Annotated in this window: 12 protein-coding genes; 6 read left to right on the plus strand and 6 right to left on the minus strand. The window is 55.1% G+C overall.

Annotation, left to right across the window (positions count from 1 at the left end; genetic code table 11):
- The first annotated feature begins 64 nt into the window (after positions 1-64).
- From ABD971_RS14745 to ABD971_RS14770, 6 genes are all read left to right on the plus strand, one after another.
- Positions 65-3,595 carry a 3-keto-alpha-glucoside-1,2-lyase-like domain-containing protein gene (locus ABD971_RS14745; RefSeq protein ID WP_345323245.1) on the plus strand — a complete coding sequence of 1,177 codons (3,531 nt, stop codon included), beginning with the start codon at positions 65-67 and terminating at the stop codon, positions 3,593-3,595.
- Positions 3,596-3,777: 182 nt separating this feature from the next.
- The gene (locus tag ABD971_RS14750) at positions 3,778-5,391 is read left to right on the plus strand and encodes a 3-keto-alpha-glucoside-1,2-lyase-like domain-containing protein (RefSeq protein WP_345323247.1); all 1,614 of its coding nucleotides are present in this window, start codon (positions 3,778-3,780) and stop codon (positions 5,389-5,391) included.
- Between the two features lie 219 nt (positions 5,392-5,610).
- Positions 5,611-6,819 carry a sialate O-acetylesterase gene (locus ABD971_RS14755; protein ID WP_345323249.1) on the plus strand — a complete coding sequence of 403 codons (1,209 nt, stop codon included), beginning with the start codon at positions 5,611-5,613 and terminating at the stop codon, positions 6,817-6,819.
- A 307-nt stretch (positions 6,820-7,126) separates the two neighbouring features.
- Positions 7,127-7,672, plus strand: a complete 546-nt coding sequence (locus tag ABD971_RS14760) for a hypothetical protein (RefSeq protein WP_345323251.1) — start codon at positions 7,127-7,129, stop codon at positions 7,670-7,672.
- A 126-nt stretch (positions 7,673-7,798) separates the two neighbouring features.
- On the plus strand, positions 7,799-8,614 hold the full coding sequence (locus ABD971_RS14765; protein ID WP_345323253.1) for a DUF4261 domain-containing protein: 816 nt from the start codon (positions 7,799-7,801) through the stop codon (positions 8,612-8,614).
- A 406-nt stretch (positions 8,615-9,020) separates the two neighbouring features.
- On the plus strand, positions 9,021-9,575 hold the full coding sequence (locus tag ABD971_RS14770; protein ID WP_345323254.1) for a sigma-70 family RNA polymerase sigma factor: 555 nt from the start codon (positions 9,021-9,023) through the stop codon (positions 9,573-9,575).
- 240 nt (positions 9,576-9,815) lie between these two features.
- Here the strand turns inward: ABD971_RS14770 and ABD971_RS14775 are convergent, their stop codons facing one another.
- The 6 genes from ABD971_RS14775 to ABD971_RS14800 all read right to left on the minus strand — a co-directional run bounded on the left by ABD971_RS14775 (position 9,816) and on the right by ABD971_RS14800 (position 18,295).
- On the minus strand, positions 9,816-11,213 hold the full coding sequence (locus ABD971_RS14775) for a hypothetical protein (RefSeq protein WP_345323256.1): 1,398 nt from the start codon (positions 11,211-11,213) through the stop codon (positions 9,816-9,818).
- Between the two features lie 40 nt (positions 11,214-11,253).
- Positions 11,254-12,066, minus strand: a complete 813-nt coding sequence (locus ABD971_RS14780; RefSeq protein WP_345323258.1) for a tetratricopeptide repeat protein — start codon at positions 12,064-12,066, stop codon at positions 11,254-11,256.
- A gap of 31 nt (positions 12,067-12,097) precedes the next feature.
- Positions 12,098-12,679: a hypothetical protein gene (locus tag ABD971_RS14785; RefSeq protein ID WP_345323260.1), complete on the minus strand. Its 582-nt coding sequence runs from the start codon at positions 12,677-12,679 to the stop codon at positions 12,098-12,100.
- A 135-nt stretch (positions 12,680-12,814) separates the two neighbouring features.
- Complete coding sequence (locus tag ABD971_RS14790; RefSeq protein WP_345323262.1) at positions 12,815-14,713, minus strand: polyprenyl synthetase family protein; 1,899 nt, start codon at positions 14,711-14,713, stop codon at positions 12,815-12,817.
- A 33-nt stretch (positions 14,714-14,746) separates the two neighbouring features.
- Complete coding sequence (locus tag ABD971_RS14795; protein WP_345323264.1) at positions 14,747-16,666, minus strand: prenyltransferase/squalene oxidase repeat-containing protein; 1,920 nt, start codon at positions 16,664-16,666, stop codon at positions 14,747-14,749.
- Between the two features lie 231 nt (positions 16,667-16,897).
- Positions 16,898-18,295, minus strand: a complete 1,398-nt coding sequence (locus ABD971_RS14800; protein ID WP_345323266.1) for an O-antigen ligase family protein — start codon at positions 18,293-18,295, stop codon at positions 16,898-16,900.
- Between the last annotated feature and the right edge of the window lie 14 nt (positions 18,296-18,309).

Consider the following 18,309-nt stretch of genomic DNA (forward strand, 5'->3'; position numbering starts at 1 on the left):
ATCGATTTGTATAGAGTTCCCTCCGCCCCTGCCCTCCCCCCAATCACGTTTAGTCTCACCACACATGCTTTCTTTCCGCTCTGTATTGGGGCCGTTTGTCATCACGGCCATCTTGCTTGTTTCTGATTCCGTCCAGGCAGCCGACACGTTGGTTTCTGGCCGCAGCGTTTCTGGCACATCGATCATCCCTGATAACTGGGATCCCGCGTTGGCTGGCGACCAGGTGATGCAGCGACTCGTCCGCGTGACAGATCCTAAAGTCAAAGGAGCTCACGATTCGGAATTTGTGGTCGTCGGCGGCAAAGCCTATATCGTTGCCGAACTGAGCGATCAGCGGGCAGGAGAAAGTCCGGCTTGGCCCGAGGTCTACTGTGCCATGTCCATCGTCGATTTGAAAACGTTGGATGTCGAAGCGATCGTCCCGCTGGCTCGCACCGAGCAAGTTTTCGCCAACGTAACTCTGCCGGTAGGTGCCTGTTTCGTGCCACGGATTCGGCAAATTAGCGACACCGTGCTACGTTGCTATTTCGCTAGCGAGCAACCTGGGGTGCGGCAGTCGCAAATTTGGTATCGCGATTTCGATCTGCAGTCACAGCAGTTTCAGGACACCATTCACAAAGCAAAACTAAAAACGGCCGCAGGGACGTTTGACATGCAGCCGCGTCACCTGCACGCCGACGCTGCCGCCAATGGCTTTAGCAAGGGACCGCGTGATTACGGATGCTACCTTTTTGATGGCTTCAAAACATTCGGTGACACCACGTATGTGGCGCTGAATAATTTCCCAGGCAAACAGAATGCCTTGGCGATCGCCCATGACGACTTTGCCACATTCGAGGTGGTGGGGCATTTCAACGAGCCGCAATCGGCGAATCTGAGTGAATCGGCCGTCAACCGATTGCCCGACGGAACATGGATGGCGATCTGTCGCAACGACGGAGGCAACTATCACATCACCACCAGTGAGGACGGGAAAACATGGACGCCTGGACGCGAGTTGTCTTCGATTCCTAATGGCGCGAACTCGAAGCCGACATTCGACAAATTCGGCGACACTTATTATCTCGGTTGGCAAGAAGCAACCAAGATACACGGCGTCAATCGTAGCGTTTTCAACATTGATATATCACGCGACGGCAAATCATGGCAGCGAAAGTATCGCTTTGAAACCACTAAATCGTTCCAGTACCCCGCGTTTCATGAACACAACGGAACGATCTGGTTGAGCGTCACGCAAGGCGACACGTCACCGAGCCGGAAGGAACGGATCATGTTCGGCAAGCTGGAAACGGTGGGCGAGTTCGAGTCTCAAGCTGGCAAGAAACGCACTCCGATTGCTGCCTCCACAGAACAAGCCGCTGTACTGAAACCCGGCGTCAAACTGTTCACCGATCGTGATTACACGTTGACCGAAGCCCCCGCATTTCTGATTGGACGTCGTTTTGTGCGGACCAGTATCGAAGGGTACGAGATTGAGTGTGTGAAACCCGGCGACGTGTTCGCAATGACTCTCAGCAAACCGCATCCAGCCAATCAGAGCGAGAAGCTTTTAAAGCAAGGATTCACGAAGGTCGATACCCCTGAGTTCCAGCTCTTTCCTGGCGACATCAACCGTGTGTTTGCTTATCGCAAAGCGTTGAACCCTGGCGATCGGTTGCGATTCGATAAAACAACGCTGGTAGTGCTCGGCGAAGCCACCGAGCTTAGCTCGCGGCCGACGAAGGGCCGCACGGCCCAAAACGAAACGCCACAGCAAGCAGCTGCTCGAATTAAGCAAATGGAGAAGGTTGCCGAACACGCACTTGTCCCCCCCACCCTGAATACATCGCCGTTGCCCGAATATGGTTACGACAAACTCGATTATGGGATGACGATTGGAATCGAGCGGACTCGCGGTGGACGGCTGTGGGCGTGCTGGGTCGCCGGCGGCGACAGCCCCGAGGCTTTCTTCGTGTTGGCAACCAGCGACGATGACGGCGAATCCTGGTCACCGCCTCGATTAGTGGTCGATTCGCATGACAAAGATTTGCCGCGACCTCGCAGCATCCTGGTTGGAAACCTGTGGACCGATCCACTCGGGCGTTTGTGGCTGTTTTTTGATCAGTCGATGGATATGTTTGATGGTCGCGCCGGCGTCTGGGCCACTCGCTGTGACAACCCGGATGCCAACCAGCCGACTTGGTCGCCGCCCACGCGGATCGCTGACGGTGTGATGCTGAACAAGCCCACGGTGTTGTCCAGCGGTGAATGGATGCTGCCCATTTCCTTGGACCAACGTCCTGGGTTTGGTCCGTTTCGCGGCTGTTTTGCCGAACTGAATCCGCTGCGTGGAGCGAGCGTTCATGTGTCGACCGATCAAGGGGCCACATGGCAACGCCGAGGTGCGGCAACGTTCCCGAACCCCGATTGGCACGAACACATGATCGTCGAGCGTACCGACGGGTCGCTTTGGATGCTCGCTCGCACTGCCAAAGGGATGATGCAGACGACGTCCAGCAACGGCGGTCGCACGTGGAAATCGCCAACCCAGCCCGCAGGCATCAGCCACCCCAATGCTCGGTTTTTTGTTCGCCGGCTGGCATCGGGTCGCATCCTGCTGATCAAACACGGAGACAAGATCGATTCCCACCACGGGCGAGTTCAACTAAGTGCGTGGCTATCGGACGATGAGGGCAAATCATGGTCCGGCGGGTTGGTGCTGGACGATCGAAAAGGGATTAGCTATCCCGATGGTTTTCAGTCACCTGATGGCACGATCTACATTTCCTATGACCGCAATCGTGCGACCGATGGTGAAATTTTGATGGCTCGTTTTAACGAAGCGGATGTGTTGGCGAAAAAGCTTGTCAGCGAGCGAGCCAAGCTTCGCATGTTAATCAGCAAGCCGTTGGCAAAGAAGATTGCCAAGATGACCGAGAAAGAAAGCCGGCAAGGATTTGTCGAACTGTTTGACGGCGAATCCTTTGACGGATGGGAGCAAGACGGAAATTGGCGAATCGAAGACGGTGCATTCTTTCGTGCGGCCAAGGGGGGATCACTAACGTACAAACGCAAAAAGGTCCCTGACGATTTTGAGCTCCGCTTCGAATGGAAAGTATCCCAAGGCTGCAACAGTGGCGTTTATTACCGACCAGGACAAGTCGAGTATCAAGTGCTCGATAATATCGGCAGCCCGTATGGTGAGAACCCACGCCAAGCCGCGGCATCGCTGTTCTTCTGCATGGCCCCGTCCAAAGACGCGACACGCCCAGTGGGCCAATGGAACAGTGGTCGCGTTGTCTGCAAAGGCACGGTGATCCAGCATTGGCTCAACAACGAAAAGGTCTTGGATTTCGATTACACCGATCCCAAATGGGCCGACATGGTCGAATTGTTAACGATTCGCGGCGGTGACTTGACCGGACGCGGCGGCGAACTTTGGCTTCAAGATCACGGGCAACCCGTATGGTTTCGCAATTTGCGTTGGCGAGAAATTCCGCCGGAAGAAGAGCTGAAAGCATCGGCGGAATTCAAACCAATGCCTGTCCCAGCGGGAGCACTCGCAAAAGAACAAGAACGAGTTCGAAAAATGTTAGAACAGGCAAAGTCGAAGTGAGAGCGCCGGCGTGTCGCAAAAGTCGCCAAGACTTTCGACTGCCGCGGACCTGAGCGAAACTGTTGGCGAGTTTCGTTACCATGATAATGGTGGTTTCATTGCAATGGAATTCAACGCGAGACCGCATTACCGGCTGAAAGCCTATCCCACATTTAAAGCTCACCCCACCTGGAAAGTTCACCATGCAAATCATTATAAGATCCCTGGCACTTGTGACTGTTGCCTTTGCTTGTTTGTCGCTTGCACCGTCTTGTGACGCAGCATCGCCGGAACCGCCCGAAGGTTATCGAGCGATCTTTAACGGCAACGATCTATCGGGTTGGTACGGATGGAATCCGCACGCGTCCGCAAAGCTTGCGGGCGAAAAGAAGGCGGCCAACCTACGCGAGCAGCGGGCCGAATTTCCCCAGCACTGGTCCGTGGAAAATGGCGAATTGGTCAACGATGGTCATGGCCCCTACGCAACGACCGAACAGGAATTCGGGAACATCGACTTGCTGATCGAGTACAAGACGGTTCCCAGTGCGGACAGTGGCGTCTATTTGCGTGGTACCCCGCAAGTTCAGATTTGGGACTGGAACCAAGCGTTCAATCCAAAGAAACCCGATCGCAAACCGCATCAAGGATCGGGGGGGCTGTTCAACAATACGCCGGGCACTCTTGGGCGTGATCCCATCATGCGAGCGGATAAACCGTTTGGCCAATGGAACCAATTGCGAATCCGACAAGTCGGTGACCGAACCTGGGTTTGGCTCAACAAACGTTTGGTGGTCGAAGGTGCGGTGATGGAGAATTACTGGGACCGCTCGCAGCCGTTGCCCACCAAAGGGCCCATTATGTTGCAAACTCACGGCGGCGAGATCCGCTGGCGCAACCTCTTCGTTCGCGAGATTGGCGAGCAAGAGAGCAAACGAATCCTAGCGGCATTCCGCCCTCTTCCAGACCCCACCCAATACGACGTCGCCTACGGCCCGCACCCGAAACAGGTGCTCCATTTTTGGCAAGCCGAGTCGGACAAGCCTACCCCGGTCCTGTTCTTCATTCACGGCGGTGGATGGAGTGGTGGTGGACGGCTAAGTGGTTTAGTGAACATGTTGCCAACAATGTTATCCGAGGGAATTTCGGTGGTCTCGGTCGAGTATCGTTTTGTCGCCGAAGCGACTGCCGATGGGGTCTCGCCACCAGTCAAAGGACCGCTCAGCGACGCAGCGCGGGCGTTGCAATTTGTGCGTAGCAAGGCGTCCGAGTGGAATCTTGACAAGCAGCGAATTGGTGCCTCCGGTGGATCCGCCGGTGCCTGCTCGAGTCTGTGGTTAGCGTTTCATCCCGAGATGGCGGATGCTGACAGTGAAGACGCGGTGGCACGTGAGTCGACGCGTTTGTGGTGTGCCGCCGTCACCGGTGCTCAAACCACGCTTGATCCGAAACAGATGAAAGAGTGGACGCCGAACAGTCGCTACGGCGGACACGCATTCGGTTACCACGGAGACTCGGCAAACAAGTTGTCGGCGTTCGAGCAATTCCTTGCCAACCGTGATACGATCTTGCCCTGGATCGCCGAATATTCCCCTTATGCCTTGGTCAGCTCCGATGATCCACCGGTTTATCTCAGCTATTCAGCCCCTCCAGCACTCGGCCAGAACCAAAAGGATCCCACACACACCGCAAACTTTGGCGTGAAATTGCAAGAGCACTGCGAAGAAGCGGGCGTAGATTGCGATTTGGTCTACCCTGGTGCTGAGAACGTCGATCACGAAACGACCACCGACTACCTGCTCTGGAAACTAAAGTCCTAACGTAGCACAGGCTGCCAGCCTGTCGTCCGTCAGCTCAGTCAAATGGAGCGAAAGTCGTCAAGACTTTCGTCAATGTGGGATAAGCTTCCAGTCTGTTGTCAAATATCACCCATCCGAAACTCTTCGCGAGTTTCGCTACGGAATAATCTCGCCGTTGAAAGGACATCAACGTTGCGCCGCAAAACAGGCAAGATGCCTATCCCACATCGAAAGCTTCACATGAAAAACTTGTTCTTGTTCACAACGTTCTGTTTGCTTTCGGTGTCGGCGACGTTTGCGGCGGACGCGGCAAAGCGGCCGATCAAGGTGTTTATCTTGGCGGGGCAATCCAATATGGAAGGACACGCCAAGGTCGAGACGTTTGACTACATCGGAGATGATCCTGCGACGAAGCCGCTACTGGAAAAGATGCGAGACGACGAAGGCAACCCACGTGTCAGCGAAGGAGCATGGATATCCTATCTGCCCGGGCGAGGGGACAACAACGGTGAAGGCTACGGCAAGCTTACCGCGGGTTACGGATCGCGATCCAATCCAAGTGAAAACGGAGGCAAGATCGGCCCCGAGTTCACGTTTGGTTTGAAGATGGACGAGGTCTACGACGAACCGGTCTTGATTATTAAAACGGCATGGGGCGGCAAATCGCTTTACTACGATTTCCGGCCACCGAGTGCTGGCGTCTATCCGCGAACCGAGCAAGACATCGCGCGAGACCGCAATCCTGAGAGCGGATCAGGGCATTACTACCGGCTGATGATCAAGCATGTTAAACACGTGCTCAGCGACATCGGTCGGGTTTGCCCTGAGTATGACGAGACGCAAGGCTACGAGATCGCTGGCTTTGTTTGGTTCCAAGGGTTCAACGACATGGTCAACCGCGATGTCTATCCGCCGTTGCCAAAGGAAAGCTCCGAGAACCGCTTTGCCAAGTACAGTGAATGGATGGCCGATTTCATTCGCGACGTCCGCAGTGACCTTGACGCACCGAAGATGCCATTTGTGATCGGCGTGATGGGAGTCGGCGGTGAAAAGGCGAACGCCGACAATTTGAAATTCCGCGAAGCCATGGCGGCGCCTGCGTCACTCGCTGAATTTCGCGGCAATGTCACCGCGGTGCCAACCTCGCCATTTTGGGACGAACCATTGGCGGCGATCCAAGAGAAATACGAATCGGTGCGTCAGATGAGCTACCTGCTACGAACCAAAAACAAGAACCACGCCAACGCGGATGGTTCGATGAGCGAGGAAGAACAACGCGAGTTTCTGAAAAGGTTCGAATCCGAATTGATCAGCCCCGCCGAAGTCGTAATGCGGCAACGCGGCGCGTCCAATGCCGGTTACCACTACCTTGGCTGCGCGAAAACGTTTGCCGAAATGGGAGTCGCCTTCGCCGACGCGATTCTGCAGATGTCCAAGAAAACCCCATAGGGTTCACGACGTTGAGTGTCGTTTGTCGCTCCGCAAAAAAACGCTGCCCCCCCCGTCTCACCCGCAACCCGCCCTATTTTGGCTAACGGCACGGCGCGAGCCGTCCGGTTGCGGCGTCAGAAAACGTTCGATTTTAACCGGGCGGCTCGCGTCGCCCCGCTACAAAATCACCTAGCCTATACTGTAAGTACCTCTCCACCGACGACGGAGACTGCTGAAGTAACCGAGCATACAACAACGCATTCCAATTGGTCACCTTTCCGTTCGTGTCGGGTGACGTTGGCGTAATCATCAAGGAGACATTCTGATGGGGCTGTTTGCAAAATTATTTGCTGTAGGTTTCGTGCTTTTGCAGCTGTTGTCATGCCCAGGCATTTCGGCACAGGAATCGGACACGAAGTCGGAACCGTCGACAGTCCGCGTCGGAACATTCGATTCTCGTCTTGTCGCGACTGCTTATGTTCGCTCTCAGGCATTTCAGCTGCGGCTTGCAAAAATGCAATCCGAGCTGAAGGATGCCAAGGCGTCGGGAGACGACAAGCGGGCCAAGCAACTTGAAGCCGAAGGTCAAGCGTTACAAGGCCAGGTTCATAAACAAGCCTTCAGCACTTGGCCGGTTCACGATATTCTGGAGACGATCAAGGAGAAGATGCCTGAAATCGCAAAACAGGCTGACGTCGATTTGGTCGTGTCGAAATGGGATTTTGTTTTTCTAGGAACGAATGTGGAAACGGTCGACGTCACCGATCTGTTGGTTGAACCCTTTTCTCCCACGGACGAAACACGAAACATACTCGCAAACCTTCGCGAACAAGATCCGGTCCCCTTAGACGCAATTCACAAACACAATTAAAGTTGACATCGCGTCGATGTCCAACTTTGTGTTACCGGGAGTGGCGAATCGGGCGAGTTCTGAAATCACCACGTAACGCTGGCGCCCCGTGACGATGTGCGTTATGCAGCGAAAGGCTAATTGTTGATGTCAATGCAGATGGCGGAGCTTCACTACACCTCGACACCGTCATACGACGCTGGTGAGATTGCTGAGCGAGCGGAGGAGCTACTCGATTCTGGAATCGAATCTCGTTCATCCGATTCCGGTAGCGGATCGCTGCTATTCATTCACAAAAAACACAGCGTCCAATACAAGGACAGTTTGGTTCCGCCGCAAACTGCAATCCTCGCCACGGACAAGTCAACCGACCCCGCAGCGTACGCAGACCGCATCCAGCAATCGTGGTGCTGCGACGATGCAGCCGAACGCATCCGCACCAGCAAGTGTTCGCGTCTTGTCACCGAGCTGATGGCAAGTGCTTTAGAGCCCGCTGAACGGATTCGATTGTTCCACGGTGTCTTGCAGGCGTTTGTCGAGATCACCGATCCACAAGCCATTGCGTTTGGCCATTCCCAGCAGATCGTGGCCGCTGATGCCTATCTCGAATCTTGCTCATTAGAACCAATTCAGCGTCTTGGATCACTCAACGTACGGTTCTTCAGCATCAGTAATTCTGATGCCAAAGATATGATTATGGACACACGCGGCCTTGATGAAATTGGGCTTCACGATTTGCAATGCCATTTTCGCGGCCTTGACCCCAACCACGTCAGCCAGTTGTTGTTCGATACCGGACTTTACATTTTTGAAAACGGTTCGGTTATCGAGTCTGGCCAGACCGTCGCTGGCACGGAACCTGATTCAAAATGGGTTTGCCAATTTGAGGATTCGTTACTTGAACCCAAACGTGCATTACTGGATCTCAATCCAGGCGCACCCTATGCCGCGGGTGGCAGATAAACGGCGAGCAAATCAAGAGCCCCCAAGGGCAATGCTGTGAGGCACCTAGAGACGGCAAATTGCAGCATTTGCGTCTCGTAGCGACGCTCGCCGTAGCGTGGATGGTTGCCGGCCAATACGAATCACCAGCTTCTGACGAAGGTAGCTACGAGAAAATGCTTCACAGCGTGAGTGGTTGCGGCTAGGAGGCGAGCGTTGTTCGCCGATTCGAGGGCATCCAATCGCTCGGTTCGACACGGGATCCTCGCCTCAACCGGACGGCGGACGGCGTACCGCGAAACCACCGGGATGATATAATCAGATCAATCGAAGCGACACGCTTGCTTATGATGGGGCGAAAACGCCGCGTTTCTGTTGGCGGTTGGGCATCGTGCCTCCTCTGAACACTCGACCAAGGCGACTCAAAATGGACGACAGCACTCAGCAGCCCAGGGCGGAGCAGGTAGGTGTTGACCAGGGCGAAGTGTTTGTACGTCTATTGCTTGAACATGAACCCCAGGTGCGTGCCTTTCTACGTGGGTTGTTGCCGACCTGGAACGATGTGGACGAGGTCGTTCAGGAAGCGAGTTTGATCGCATGGCGGAAATTTTCGGATTTCGAGCAAGGCACGGCATTTGGTGGCTGGTTTTTGACAATTGCTCGCTTCGAAGCGCTCAAACACCGACGCCGAATCGCACGCACACCACTCGTATTTGCCGACGACGTTTGGGATTTGTTGGCCGAGGAGTCGACACAGGACGAGCCTCAGCCTCTGTACCGTAAGCATCTGGAGAAATGCTTGGCCAAAATGCATCCCGATAAACGCGATGTCCTGCTAAGGGTCCATTCCGCCGGGGTGGTCATCCGCGATGTCGCAATCCAATCGGGGAAAAGCGAACAGGCGTTTTATAAAGCGATCCAGCGACTACGTGCGAGCCTGATCGATTGTGTCTCGAAGTCGATTGGCATCGAAAACGCTTGACTGATCATCATGCTGTAATCAACCGCCACCGAGCATTCGAGTGCCGGATCCGAGATCCTGATCCGACGTCGTTGTATCGCAAAAACAGCCTTCAACATCGCCGCCCTTGGTCGTTTGATTCAGCAATCCTATGACGCGGGCTGAATGTTGTCGTGGTGCAATGCGAGTTGATTGCTAAACGAAGCGAGAAGGATCGTTGGGCCCCGCGGTATTTTGGTCGCAAGAGGTTCCCCCTCGCTTCTAGTTCGTCGGCGTTTGTAGTTTCCAGTGCCAATAATCCACTTGATCTCGCTGGTTCTCAGGCACGGAGATTGGATCCGGCGGCGAGTCGGGCGTCGAATCGCTGGCGTTCTCAGGAAGGAATCCCCACAGCTCGGCCGTCTCGTTTTCTACTCGATATCCGAACGGTTTGTCTCCGATTGGCTCGGTCGGCCCCAGTTCCACTCCGATGCTGCTAACGCTGAGCTTTTCTAAAGAATCAGGCCAGTGACTGCGAGGCTTTTGAAACAAACGCAATCCAATCGCCAGCTTGGCGATTCTCATTTGCATCGTATTGCGCACGATTGCCGTTGCGTACGCACCGACCGCAGGTACTGTCAAACTGGTCATGATTGTGTCCCATCTCTGCAACCATCCCGCATCTTTAAACTGGCGATCAACGTGGGTTTCAAACGCATCGGCATCGACCATGAAATCGGTCAAGTTGTCGGTGGGAATCGACTCGGCTTGTTCAAGAAATTCGAGAGCCGCCAAAGCATCGATGGGGCGAGCCCCGAGGTTGCTTTCGTTCCCCTCATCCATCAATTGCCCCGGATTATCAAATACCGGTTGAGACATCGCCCGCTCGCCCGCGATAGCGAGTCGATATTTTGTCCCGAAATCATCGAACGATTTGAGTTGGTCGAGAAGTCGCAGGAGCTGCTCTTCGTTAAACAAATCACGTTCAACCGCTAGTTTCAGATCGTCCAATGCCATCCCGCTGATCGCAAGATGGACCAATGTGGCAACCAAAATCGGTTCCGACTCGAGCGATCGTGCGACGCCAATGGTGGCCATGATGCTGTGAAACGCCTGTTCGCGATCATCACGTCGGACGGCATCCTTGAATTCGAGCGAAAGCAGCCTCGCCGCCGACCGCGTGCTGTGCACTCGAGGAAGTAGAGTTGCAAAGGAGTCAAATTCGATTTCGGTCCAAATTGCCCCGCTGCCTTCGGTGATCTCGTGTAGCTCTGCCCGCAAACCAGCCCATTGTTCCAAGAAACGCTCGATATCGTCTTGATATTTGTTAGGCGAATCCAACGCGACAGAAGGCTCATCCTCAGTGACACCCACAATCGGGACACCCTCACACGACTTTAGAAACGCTTCGGTTTCGAATTGATCCAGCAAACGCATCCAACGATCCGACAGCTTGTGACTCATCCGCTCGGAACGGAACTCTGCAATTGATTCGTTATCGATCGGTAATCCACGCGCAACAATCTCGGCACGTTCTGAAGCTAACTTTCCCGCGGCGATCTCTTGTCGCGCAAACCACCACGTCGCCGTGCCTGAACAAAGCAGGATCGGAATCCCCAGGACACACAGCAGAATGGCAATCTTCCAGTAGTGCCGGCGGGGCGGATCCGCTGCGGACATGGGGTACCTTCTTGGGGATGCGATGCGATTTGAAGAACGATTATTTTTTGACGCTGGCTTTAGCGTCGTCGCTGTGCAAATACGTTGCGTAGACTCGCGAGATATCGCCCATGTAATGGTGCGGTGCGTCTTTTGACGCGCGGTCCAATAGCTTGCGTGCTCGGTCCAGATCGCCCGCAGCATCGGCATAGAGTCCAAGATAGAAATCACCATAGAAGGCGGCGTCTGCTCGCTCCGCTGTGCCGACTTTGGTTTCATTGACGCGGGCGTTCACCGCTTCGGTGTTGCCGCTGGACAACATTTCCAGAATCTGTTGCATTGGGATTCGACGATCGCCAGGAGCCGGCAAAATCAGCTTCTTGGCCTCGTCAAACGATGTCGCTTTGGCAACGCACAGGAAGTGCCATGCGGCATTTTCGACATCGTTTGGGTTGACGCTGCGATGAGCTTCGAATTGTTTCGCCGCTTCGCCGTAGTTCCCCGAAAAATACAAGGCGATGCCCCGCTGCCACAACTCAGGCATCTGTTCGGGAGCGACTTTGGCGTAGCGATTAAACAGACGTGTGGCCCACTCGACTTTACCGCTACGTAGATAGATATCCGCTGCCAAGCGAATGGCTCGGGCATCATTACTGTGTTGGCGAACGATTGCATCTGCGGACTCGATCGCGAGATCGCGGTTCCCTTCCTGCAGTGCTTTCAGCCCCGTTGCTCTCAAGGATGAAACCGACATCGAATCGGCATCTTGGCCATGGCTGGCCAACGAAAAACATGTCATCTGCATCACGACGGATGCAGCCACGCCCAACAAAAAAGAAGTCGAGTGGCGTTTTGAGACGAGACGCAAATGCATTTCCAAGGCCTCAGCGGATGGGAGAGAGGGTTCAGTCTGCGGGAACCGGTGCAACGATTTCGAGCAGTTCGATCGCGGGATCGCCATCGCAATAGATTAATGCGGTTCGCCCAAAAAGCGTCTCGCCTTTTTCCACTTGCATGAGAGAAGCCAACGAGGGGCCTGCACTTACTCGCCACAATCCGCACAATTGGACCTGGCGAAGTACATTGTGCTCGATCAACACGCGGCCCAGCGGAATAGCTTCGCTCTCAATCCGGCTCCATACCGGTTCGCTTAATTGGTCGACGTTCAAGCGGACAATTCCGTATTGAACAATTTTCTTGTCTTGCTGCGTCACCAAGGTGATTTCACGCGAGTACCAATTGTCGACTCGCTTGGTACGGTGCACGACCACGTCGACTTTTTGACCATGAAACGCCTCGACCGTGACGGTCATGTGTTTGTGATGATCAAGCAATTGGTCAAACGGCGGCGGGGCGCTCGTGATCGACTCGAATGTGGCTAAGTCAGAACCGAGCCGTGTTGCCGCGTCACGATCCGCTTCTTCGCTCAGCGAATAGAATTGACCAACGAGATGCTCGATTTCGATGCTAAGTTTTTTAGGCGACATCGAACCCTTCATGTATGCGTGGTGAGTAATCAAATTCGCCGCCGAGCATTTGCCAAGCAGGTCGTTCGGCAGATGCCGGTAAAACGTCGGATATCCGCTGCGGTGACTTCGTTAGCCCTATGCCATTGAATCGTATCAGACAACAGGCAACGAATTGACGGGAACGCTGCTTAACGAAATTACGTTGGGGGTGGGAACCTCGGGACGCTCGAGCACCGTGTCGACCAGGAAGTAAAGCAGTCGGCGAAGCGACTCGGGCTCGAGTTCGTCGGCAACCATTTCGGCTCGGGCCTGATGTTTATCGACCAACTGCATCGCCGTGTCAAAAACGCCCGCCGAGTGGTACAGCCGCGTGGCGATCGCCAGCCGTTCCGTGTCGCTGTAGGCAGCGGGATTCTCGACTAGGCTGATCAACAAGGCACGCTCGTCGCCCTGAAGCGCTTCGAGTGCAAGTGCCCACAAAATGGTCGGACGTCCGCCGAACAAGTCGCCACCGGCAGCAAGTTTGTTGTGATCGTCGCCGGTCCAATCGCCAATGTCATTCAAAATTTGGAATGCCACGCCGAGGTTACGTGAGAAGTCTCGGATCGATTTGCGGTACGCTTCCGCGTCGCCGGCCAAGCGAATACCGCTATACAACGCGGCCTCGAACGCGGGTGACGTTTTCAGTGCATAGACTTTCAGGGCATCAAGCGGCGACAGCTGGCGACTCTTAGAATCTCGCCACAGCAATTCTGCCCCTTGCCCTTCGGCTAGCCGCGTGTGGGCCGTGGCCAACGCGTCCAGGACATCGACGCGTGCCTCGGATGAAATCGCATCGTCAGCATCACGTCGACTGAGCAGTCGATATCCCAATCCGATCAAATAGTCGCCCACGTTGATCGCGGTGGGCAAACCAAAACGATGATGTACCGCCGGTTGCCCATAACGAAACGCATCATCGTCTTCGATGTCGTCATGAACCAGACTGGCTTTATGGAACGTTTCGATACTCATCGCGGCCCGTCGCACGGTGATCGGCAACGCACCGACCGCAGCGGCGCCATTTTCCCCGGTGCAATCGCCGCCGGTCATCGCGTCATAGGCGGCCAACGTGATAAAGGGCCGTGAATGTTTTCCGCCGCGAGCCAAAAAGTCGTAGGCGATATGTTCGGTGGCGGCAATCGTGTCGAGTTTTTCGATCGATTCGGCGGTCACCGCGCTAACGCCAAGCGGCGATTGATCGCGAACACGGGGTGCCAATTCGTCCATCGCGTCGGGAGCAAACAACTCGCTTGCCGCCCGCATCAAGTGGACATAGCTCTTCGTTTGATGCGTTGCCGGAACATAGGGAGTCCGAATCATCTGCTCGACCCAAGACTCGTCGACCTTGGTGTTACGACAATCGCTGCTCAACAACGGCACCGCCATGCAAGGGATACCGGCCAGCAAAACTTTATCGATCGCTTTTTCGAGCACGTTCAAACAGGCAACGCCGACAACGGCATCGACGTAACCGCCGATGATGATTTTTAGCACCACCGGAGAACCTTCGGCGACCAACACGCGATAGCCCATCTCTTCGGCGATCGAGCGAAAATCGGCGATGCTGCACGCTCCGCACTCTTTACAGTTCATCCCGAATTGGTCGTATTCAGCGGGACACCCTTCGGCATGTTTCAAGCAGTGGGGCAGCAAAAACAATCGCCGCTCCGGTGGCACCGACGCCAATTGGTCTTTCCAGAATTCGCTGCTGATCATCACCATCATCCACCCCAGGTAACCTTCGGGCAGATCGGCTTCCTCGAGGAAACGCCGAGCGATTTGTTCCATTTGGTCCTTGGTCAGGGGGACCGAGCGGTCGATACGCTTGGCGACTTCGGCACAGCGTGAGCGCAAACTTTCGCGAAGTTCGAGCGTCGCAGGAACGTCTTTTAAGTGGCTCGTTTTTCGACGCGCCGGTCGCGCCGCCGAATCGGCGCGAGTATCCGCCGAGGTGGACGTATTATTTGAAGTGGTTGCGGTCGACAAACCAGATTCCTTAGGTGGGATCATCAAGGGATGGAGCCGATGGGATCTCTTGCCAGCTCAATCCAACTCGGATCGCAGGTAGCTCGATAACGCAGCGACCGTGAACACGTGTGGATAGAGTTTTTCGTGGTACCAAAGTTTGGCAAAATAAAATCCAATCGGCCAAGGCACACGATGACGTCCATCGTGGACACTTTGCAGTAGGAATTCAACGCCACGGATTATAACTTGTTTCGGGTCATTCTTCCCAGCACTCGGGCCGGTTTGAGCCAACTCGGTGGAATCCTTTGGCATTTTTCCTTGATCATTCGTGCTAAGACGTCCATTTTTACTAAAAATTGCCGTCAACGCCTCGATCGCAACCGCCGTTTCTTCGACACTGCTGGTCAATCCATCCCCAGCCCGAATGCCAGCGTCGCGGAGTGATTCCCGCTTCATCCAGGGTAAAATGGATCTGCCACCACCCCATCCGCCATCGGAATTCTGCGTATTGCAGAGGTAGTCACCCCCCCGTCGGATTGTTTCCTCACTCAAAAAGCCGGCCGCCCCCGCCAACAATACTCGCGAAGTTCCGTAGACGGGGTTCTCTTCGGCCGGATGATCTTGGTTGCCGAACCAGAGCGGAAGCCAGCTGCCGTCATCGGCCTGGCTGCGAGTCAAGAATCGTTCGGCTTTGCGTTTCGCCGCGTCGCTTAGTCCTTTCTCGCCGAACGCTCGCAATGCATGAGCGGTCAAATCGGTACTGCTGCGGTCGAACGGTAGTTTTCCCCAACCACGGCAAAAGGTTGGCCAACCGCCATCGCGATTTTGCAAAGCAATCAGCCATTGCTGAGCGTCCTTGATCGCAACGTCCATCCTCGCGATCTCGGTCGCCGACGAATGACGCTGCATCTGTTTTACCGCCAACACCGCACCCGGGGTATCGTCGCCATCGGGAACGGCGCCGGACAAATCGGTCCACCCCCAACCGCCGGGCTGAGCGCCGGTGAAAGGGTGGCGTTGGCGATGCTGACACCCGAGATGCCAATGGGCCAGCGACGGTGTAAACCAAGATCCGTCGTCATCCGGGTCGCCCGCCAAGGCCGAAATTGACAGCGACGTAATCCAGGTGGCCAAATTGGTATCGATCGGCCAGCTGCCGTCGGGGTTCATCGATTCACGCAGAAAACGGATCGCATCGCGACTGACATCGCAATCGGCACGCCCCGTTGCCGCCAGACTCATCAGAACAAAGGATGTCAGCGGCGTCGCCTCCAGATAGCCACCGCTATCGGGTTGCATGCGGCGAAGCACCTGCATCGAACGATCGACCGAAGCGGCGCGAATCAGCCGCAGAGGCAACCAAGTTTTGGAACCATGAAAGTGCCGTGCTTGGCCGATTGCCACGAGCGCCGGAATCGCATAGCTAACGACCGGCATCTGCAGCACACGGTACATCGATTGCGGAAAGACAGCCGCCTCGAACGGCAATCGGGGAACATCGTCCCAGCAAACGAGACCCGCGATTGCCATGTTCGCCAAAATCGGAACGACAAATGTCTTGTCCTTGCCGTAGCGTCGACGCAGTCCCTCGATTTGTCCTTCGGCTTCAATGTAGGTCTGTAACGCGGCGAGCTGTTTCGAATCAAGCCCCGCCGATCCGCTTTGCTTCGCCAACGATGATGCCGCAAGAACCAAGTAGCTGGTCGCGATATTGGAATGGCTGCGATCGGTGTCGCCGAAACCACCATCGGCATTTTGCTGCTGACAAAGGTATTGCATTCCGCAAACGATCTGGTCTTCGATCGCATCCGCACCGTCGATGGATCCCGGTGCGTGAATCAATGTGGCCGACAATGCACTAACCGCGGTGGCCGTGCTGAGCGCGGACGCCGACAATTCACCGACCCAGTGACCATCGGCGGTTCGCTGCTCTAAAAGTTCGCAACGTAATTGATCAAGCGTGTCGCGGACACGTTGTCGAAGATTCGATTCCATGAATTTGGCGGTCAGTGTGGACAGGGGGGCGTGGACAGGCAGGCGTGGGTAGGCGGGCGTGGACAGGGGGGATGGGGACGCGGGGACGGCGGGTGGCAGGCGGTCGGCGAACCCGTTGCCATGTTTAACGACCGGCCAAATCGAATATTGCCGAGTCGATATTCAATTCACCACACCCCGATTGATGAGTGTGGATGCCAGTGAGAACATCCTACACGCTGGCGGCGGTTTCTACTGCGCCAGCGACGCGCCAGAAAAACTTTCCATCGGCATCGGTCGTTCGACGCGGCGGGTTTCCACGCCTCGTTCGTAGAGCGAAACGGCGACTCCGGCGGCAAAAAACAGAAACATATTGACCATCGGGATGATCGTCACGTCTTGGAACATGCCGTTGCAAAAATAGGCCGCAAATGTCCCAAGCCAAACGAGCCCCCCACAGCGAATGGCAACCGAATGGCCTTCATCTCGAGCCAAACTCCAAGCCATGCTAGTGATCGTGACGAGCATCACAATGAACATCGACAACCCGATTAACCCCGAGTCGACCAAAATCGCCAAGAACACATTGTGCTGAGCATACGGCCGCGCGTTCTCAAGCGGCATGTCGTAACTGCGAATGCTGTGGTACTTACTGGAGTGGGCAAAATAATGACCGAAACCGTGACCGGTAATGGGACGATCCTTGAACATCTCCCAAGCAACCACCGCCAGCAAGGGACGCAGCTGGATCGATTTTTCCGCATCGGCTGACGTCAGGTTCTTGTCACGTTTCATCCTTAGCAATTGGTCTTTTAGTCCCAGTACCCCGGCCCCTCCAATCAACATGGCCGTCGCAAGTCCAAGCACTCGAACCCAGCGAGGCGAGTAGATCAACGCGACCACCGCGATCGTGGCAATCGCTCCCATCCATGCACTCCGCGTCAAGGTGCAGTACACCCCCACCAGCAAAACGGTGCAAAGGGCGATATAGAACGCTCGCATGCGAACGCTAGATCGAATCACCCCTAGCACTGCAATCGCTAACGCTCCGCACATCACAATCCCGTTGCCGGACGGATTCAAAAGCGGTCCTCGACCACGACCAAAGAATTCCCAATCATTGGGGTCGACGATGTAATGAGGAAAAACGAGCGAATGCATCCCCGAGACTTCAAAGATCGCCACTACCGCAAGGTACAAACCGAGTCCAAGTAACACACGATAGGCCCACTGTAGATCCGACTCTTTCACCTCGCTGATGCGGGCGATCACGTACATTCCGACCGGCATGGCGATACAAAACAACCATTTTGCGATAGGCGGTGGTTCTTTTGGCGGATTCTCGCCGCCAATCACCACGCTGATCAACAACCACACCGTGATTGCGGCGATCACCGCATCGACACGGTTGAGTTCGGGAATTTTCAGTTCGCCCATTCGCCAACGAATGGCCACAAATGCAAACATCGCAACCCACAACAAACGATCCAAACTCAGTTGGATTGGGCCGTTGATCGCAAAAAACGACGGACCGAATACAGTTCCGATCACCAGCACCAATGTCGCCAGCTGAAACGTTCGGCCTGCTTGAATCAACGGAAGCATCCAGACGATCGCTGCGAGAGCAAACAAGACAACAAGTAGCATCATAATAGAAGGTCGCC

Source organism: Novipirellula rosea (assembly GCF_039541335.1).
Classification (GTDB): Bacteria; Planctomycetota; Planctomycetia; order Pirellulales; family Pirellulaceae; genus Novipirellula; species Novipirellula rosea.

What these genes read in the sequence shown, in the direction of transcription:
- ABD971_RS14745 (WP_345323245.1), top strand. Translation starts at nt 65, where the DNA reads ATGCTTTCTTTCCGCTCTGTATTGGGGCCGTTTGTCATCACGGCCATC.
- ABD971_RS14750 (WP_345323247.1), top strand. Translation starts at nt 3,778, where the DNA reads ATGCAAATCATTATAAGATCCCTGGCACTTGTGACTGTTGCCTTTGCT.
- ABD971_RS14755 (WP_345323249.1), top strand. Translation starts at nt 5,611, where the DNA reads ATGAAAAACTTGTTCTTGTTCACAACGTTCTGTTTGCTTTCGGTGTCG.
- ABD971_RS14760 (WP_345323251.1), top strand. Translation starts at nt 7,127, where the DNA reads ATGGGGCTGTTTGCAAAATTATTTGCTGTAGGTTTCGTGCTTTTGCAG.
- ABD971_RS14765 (WP_345323253.1), top strand. Translation starts at nt 7,799, where the DNA reads ATGTCAATGCAGATGGCGGAGCTTCACTACACCTCGACACCGTCATAC.
- ABD971_RS14770 (WP_345323254.1), top strand. Translation starts at nt 9,021, where the DNA reads ATGGACGACAGCACTCAGCAGCCCAGGGCGGAGCAGGTAGGTGTTGAC.
- ABD971_RS14775 (WP_345323256.1), bottom strand. Translation starts at nt 11,213, where the DNA reads ATGTCCGCAGCGGATCCGCCCCGCCGGCACTACTGGAAGATTGCCATT.
- ABD971_RS14780 (WP_345323258.1), bottom strand. Translation starts at nt 12,066, where the DNA reads ATGCATTTGCGTCTCGTCTCAAAACGCCACTCGACTTCTTTTTTGTTG.
- ABD971_RS14785 (WP_345323260.1), bottom strand. Translation starts at nt 12,679, where the DNA reads ATGTCGCCTAAAAAACTTAGCATCGAAATCGAGCATCTCGTTGGTCAA.
- ABD971_RS14790 (WP_345323262.1), bottom strand. Translation starts at nt 14,713, where the DNA reads ATGATCCCACCTAAGGAATCTGGTTTGTCGACCGCAACCACTTCAAAT.
- ABD971_RS14795 (WP_345323264.1), bottom strand. Translation starts at nt 16,666, where the DNA reads ATGGAATCGAATCTTCGACAACGTGTCCGCGACACGCTTGATCAATTA.
- ABD971_RS14800 (WP_345323266.1), bottom strand. Translation starts at nt 18,295, where the DNA reads ATGATGCTACTTGTTGTCTTGTTTGCTCTCGCAGCGATCGTCTGGATG.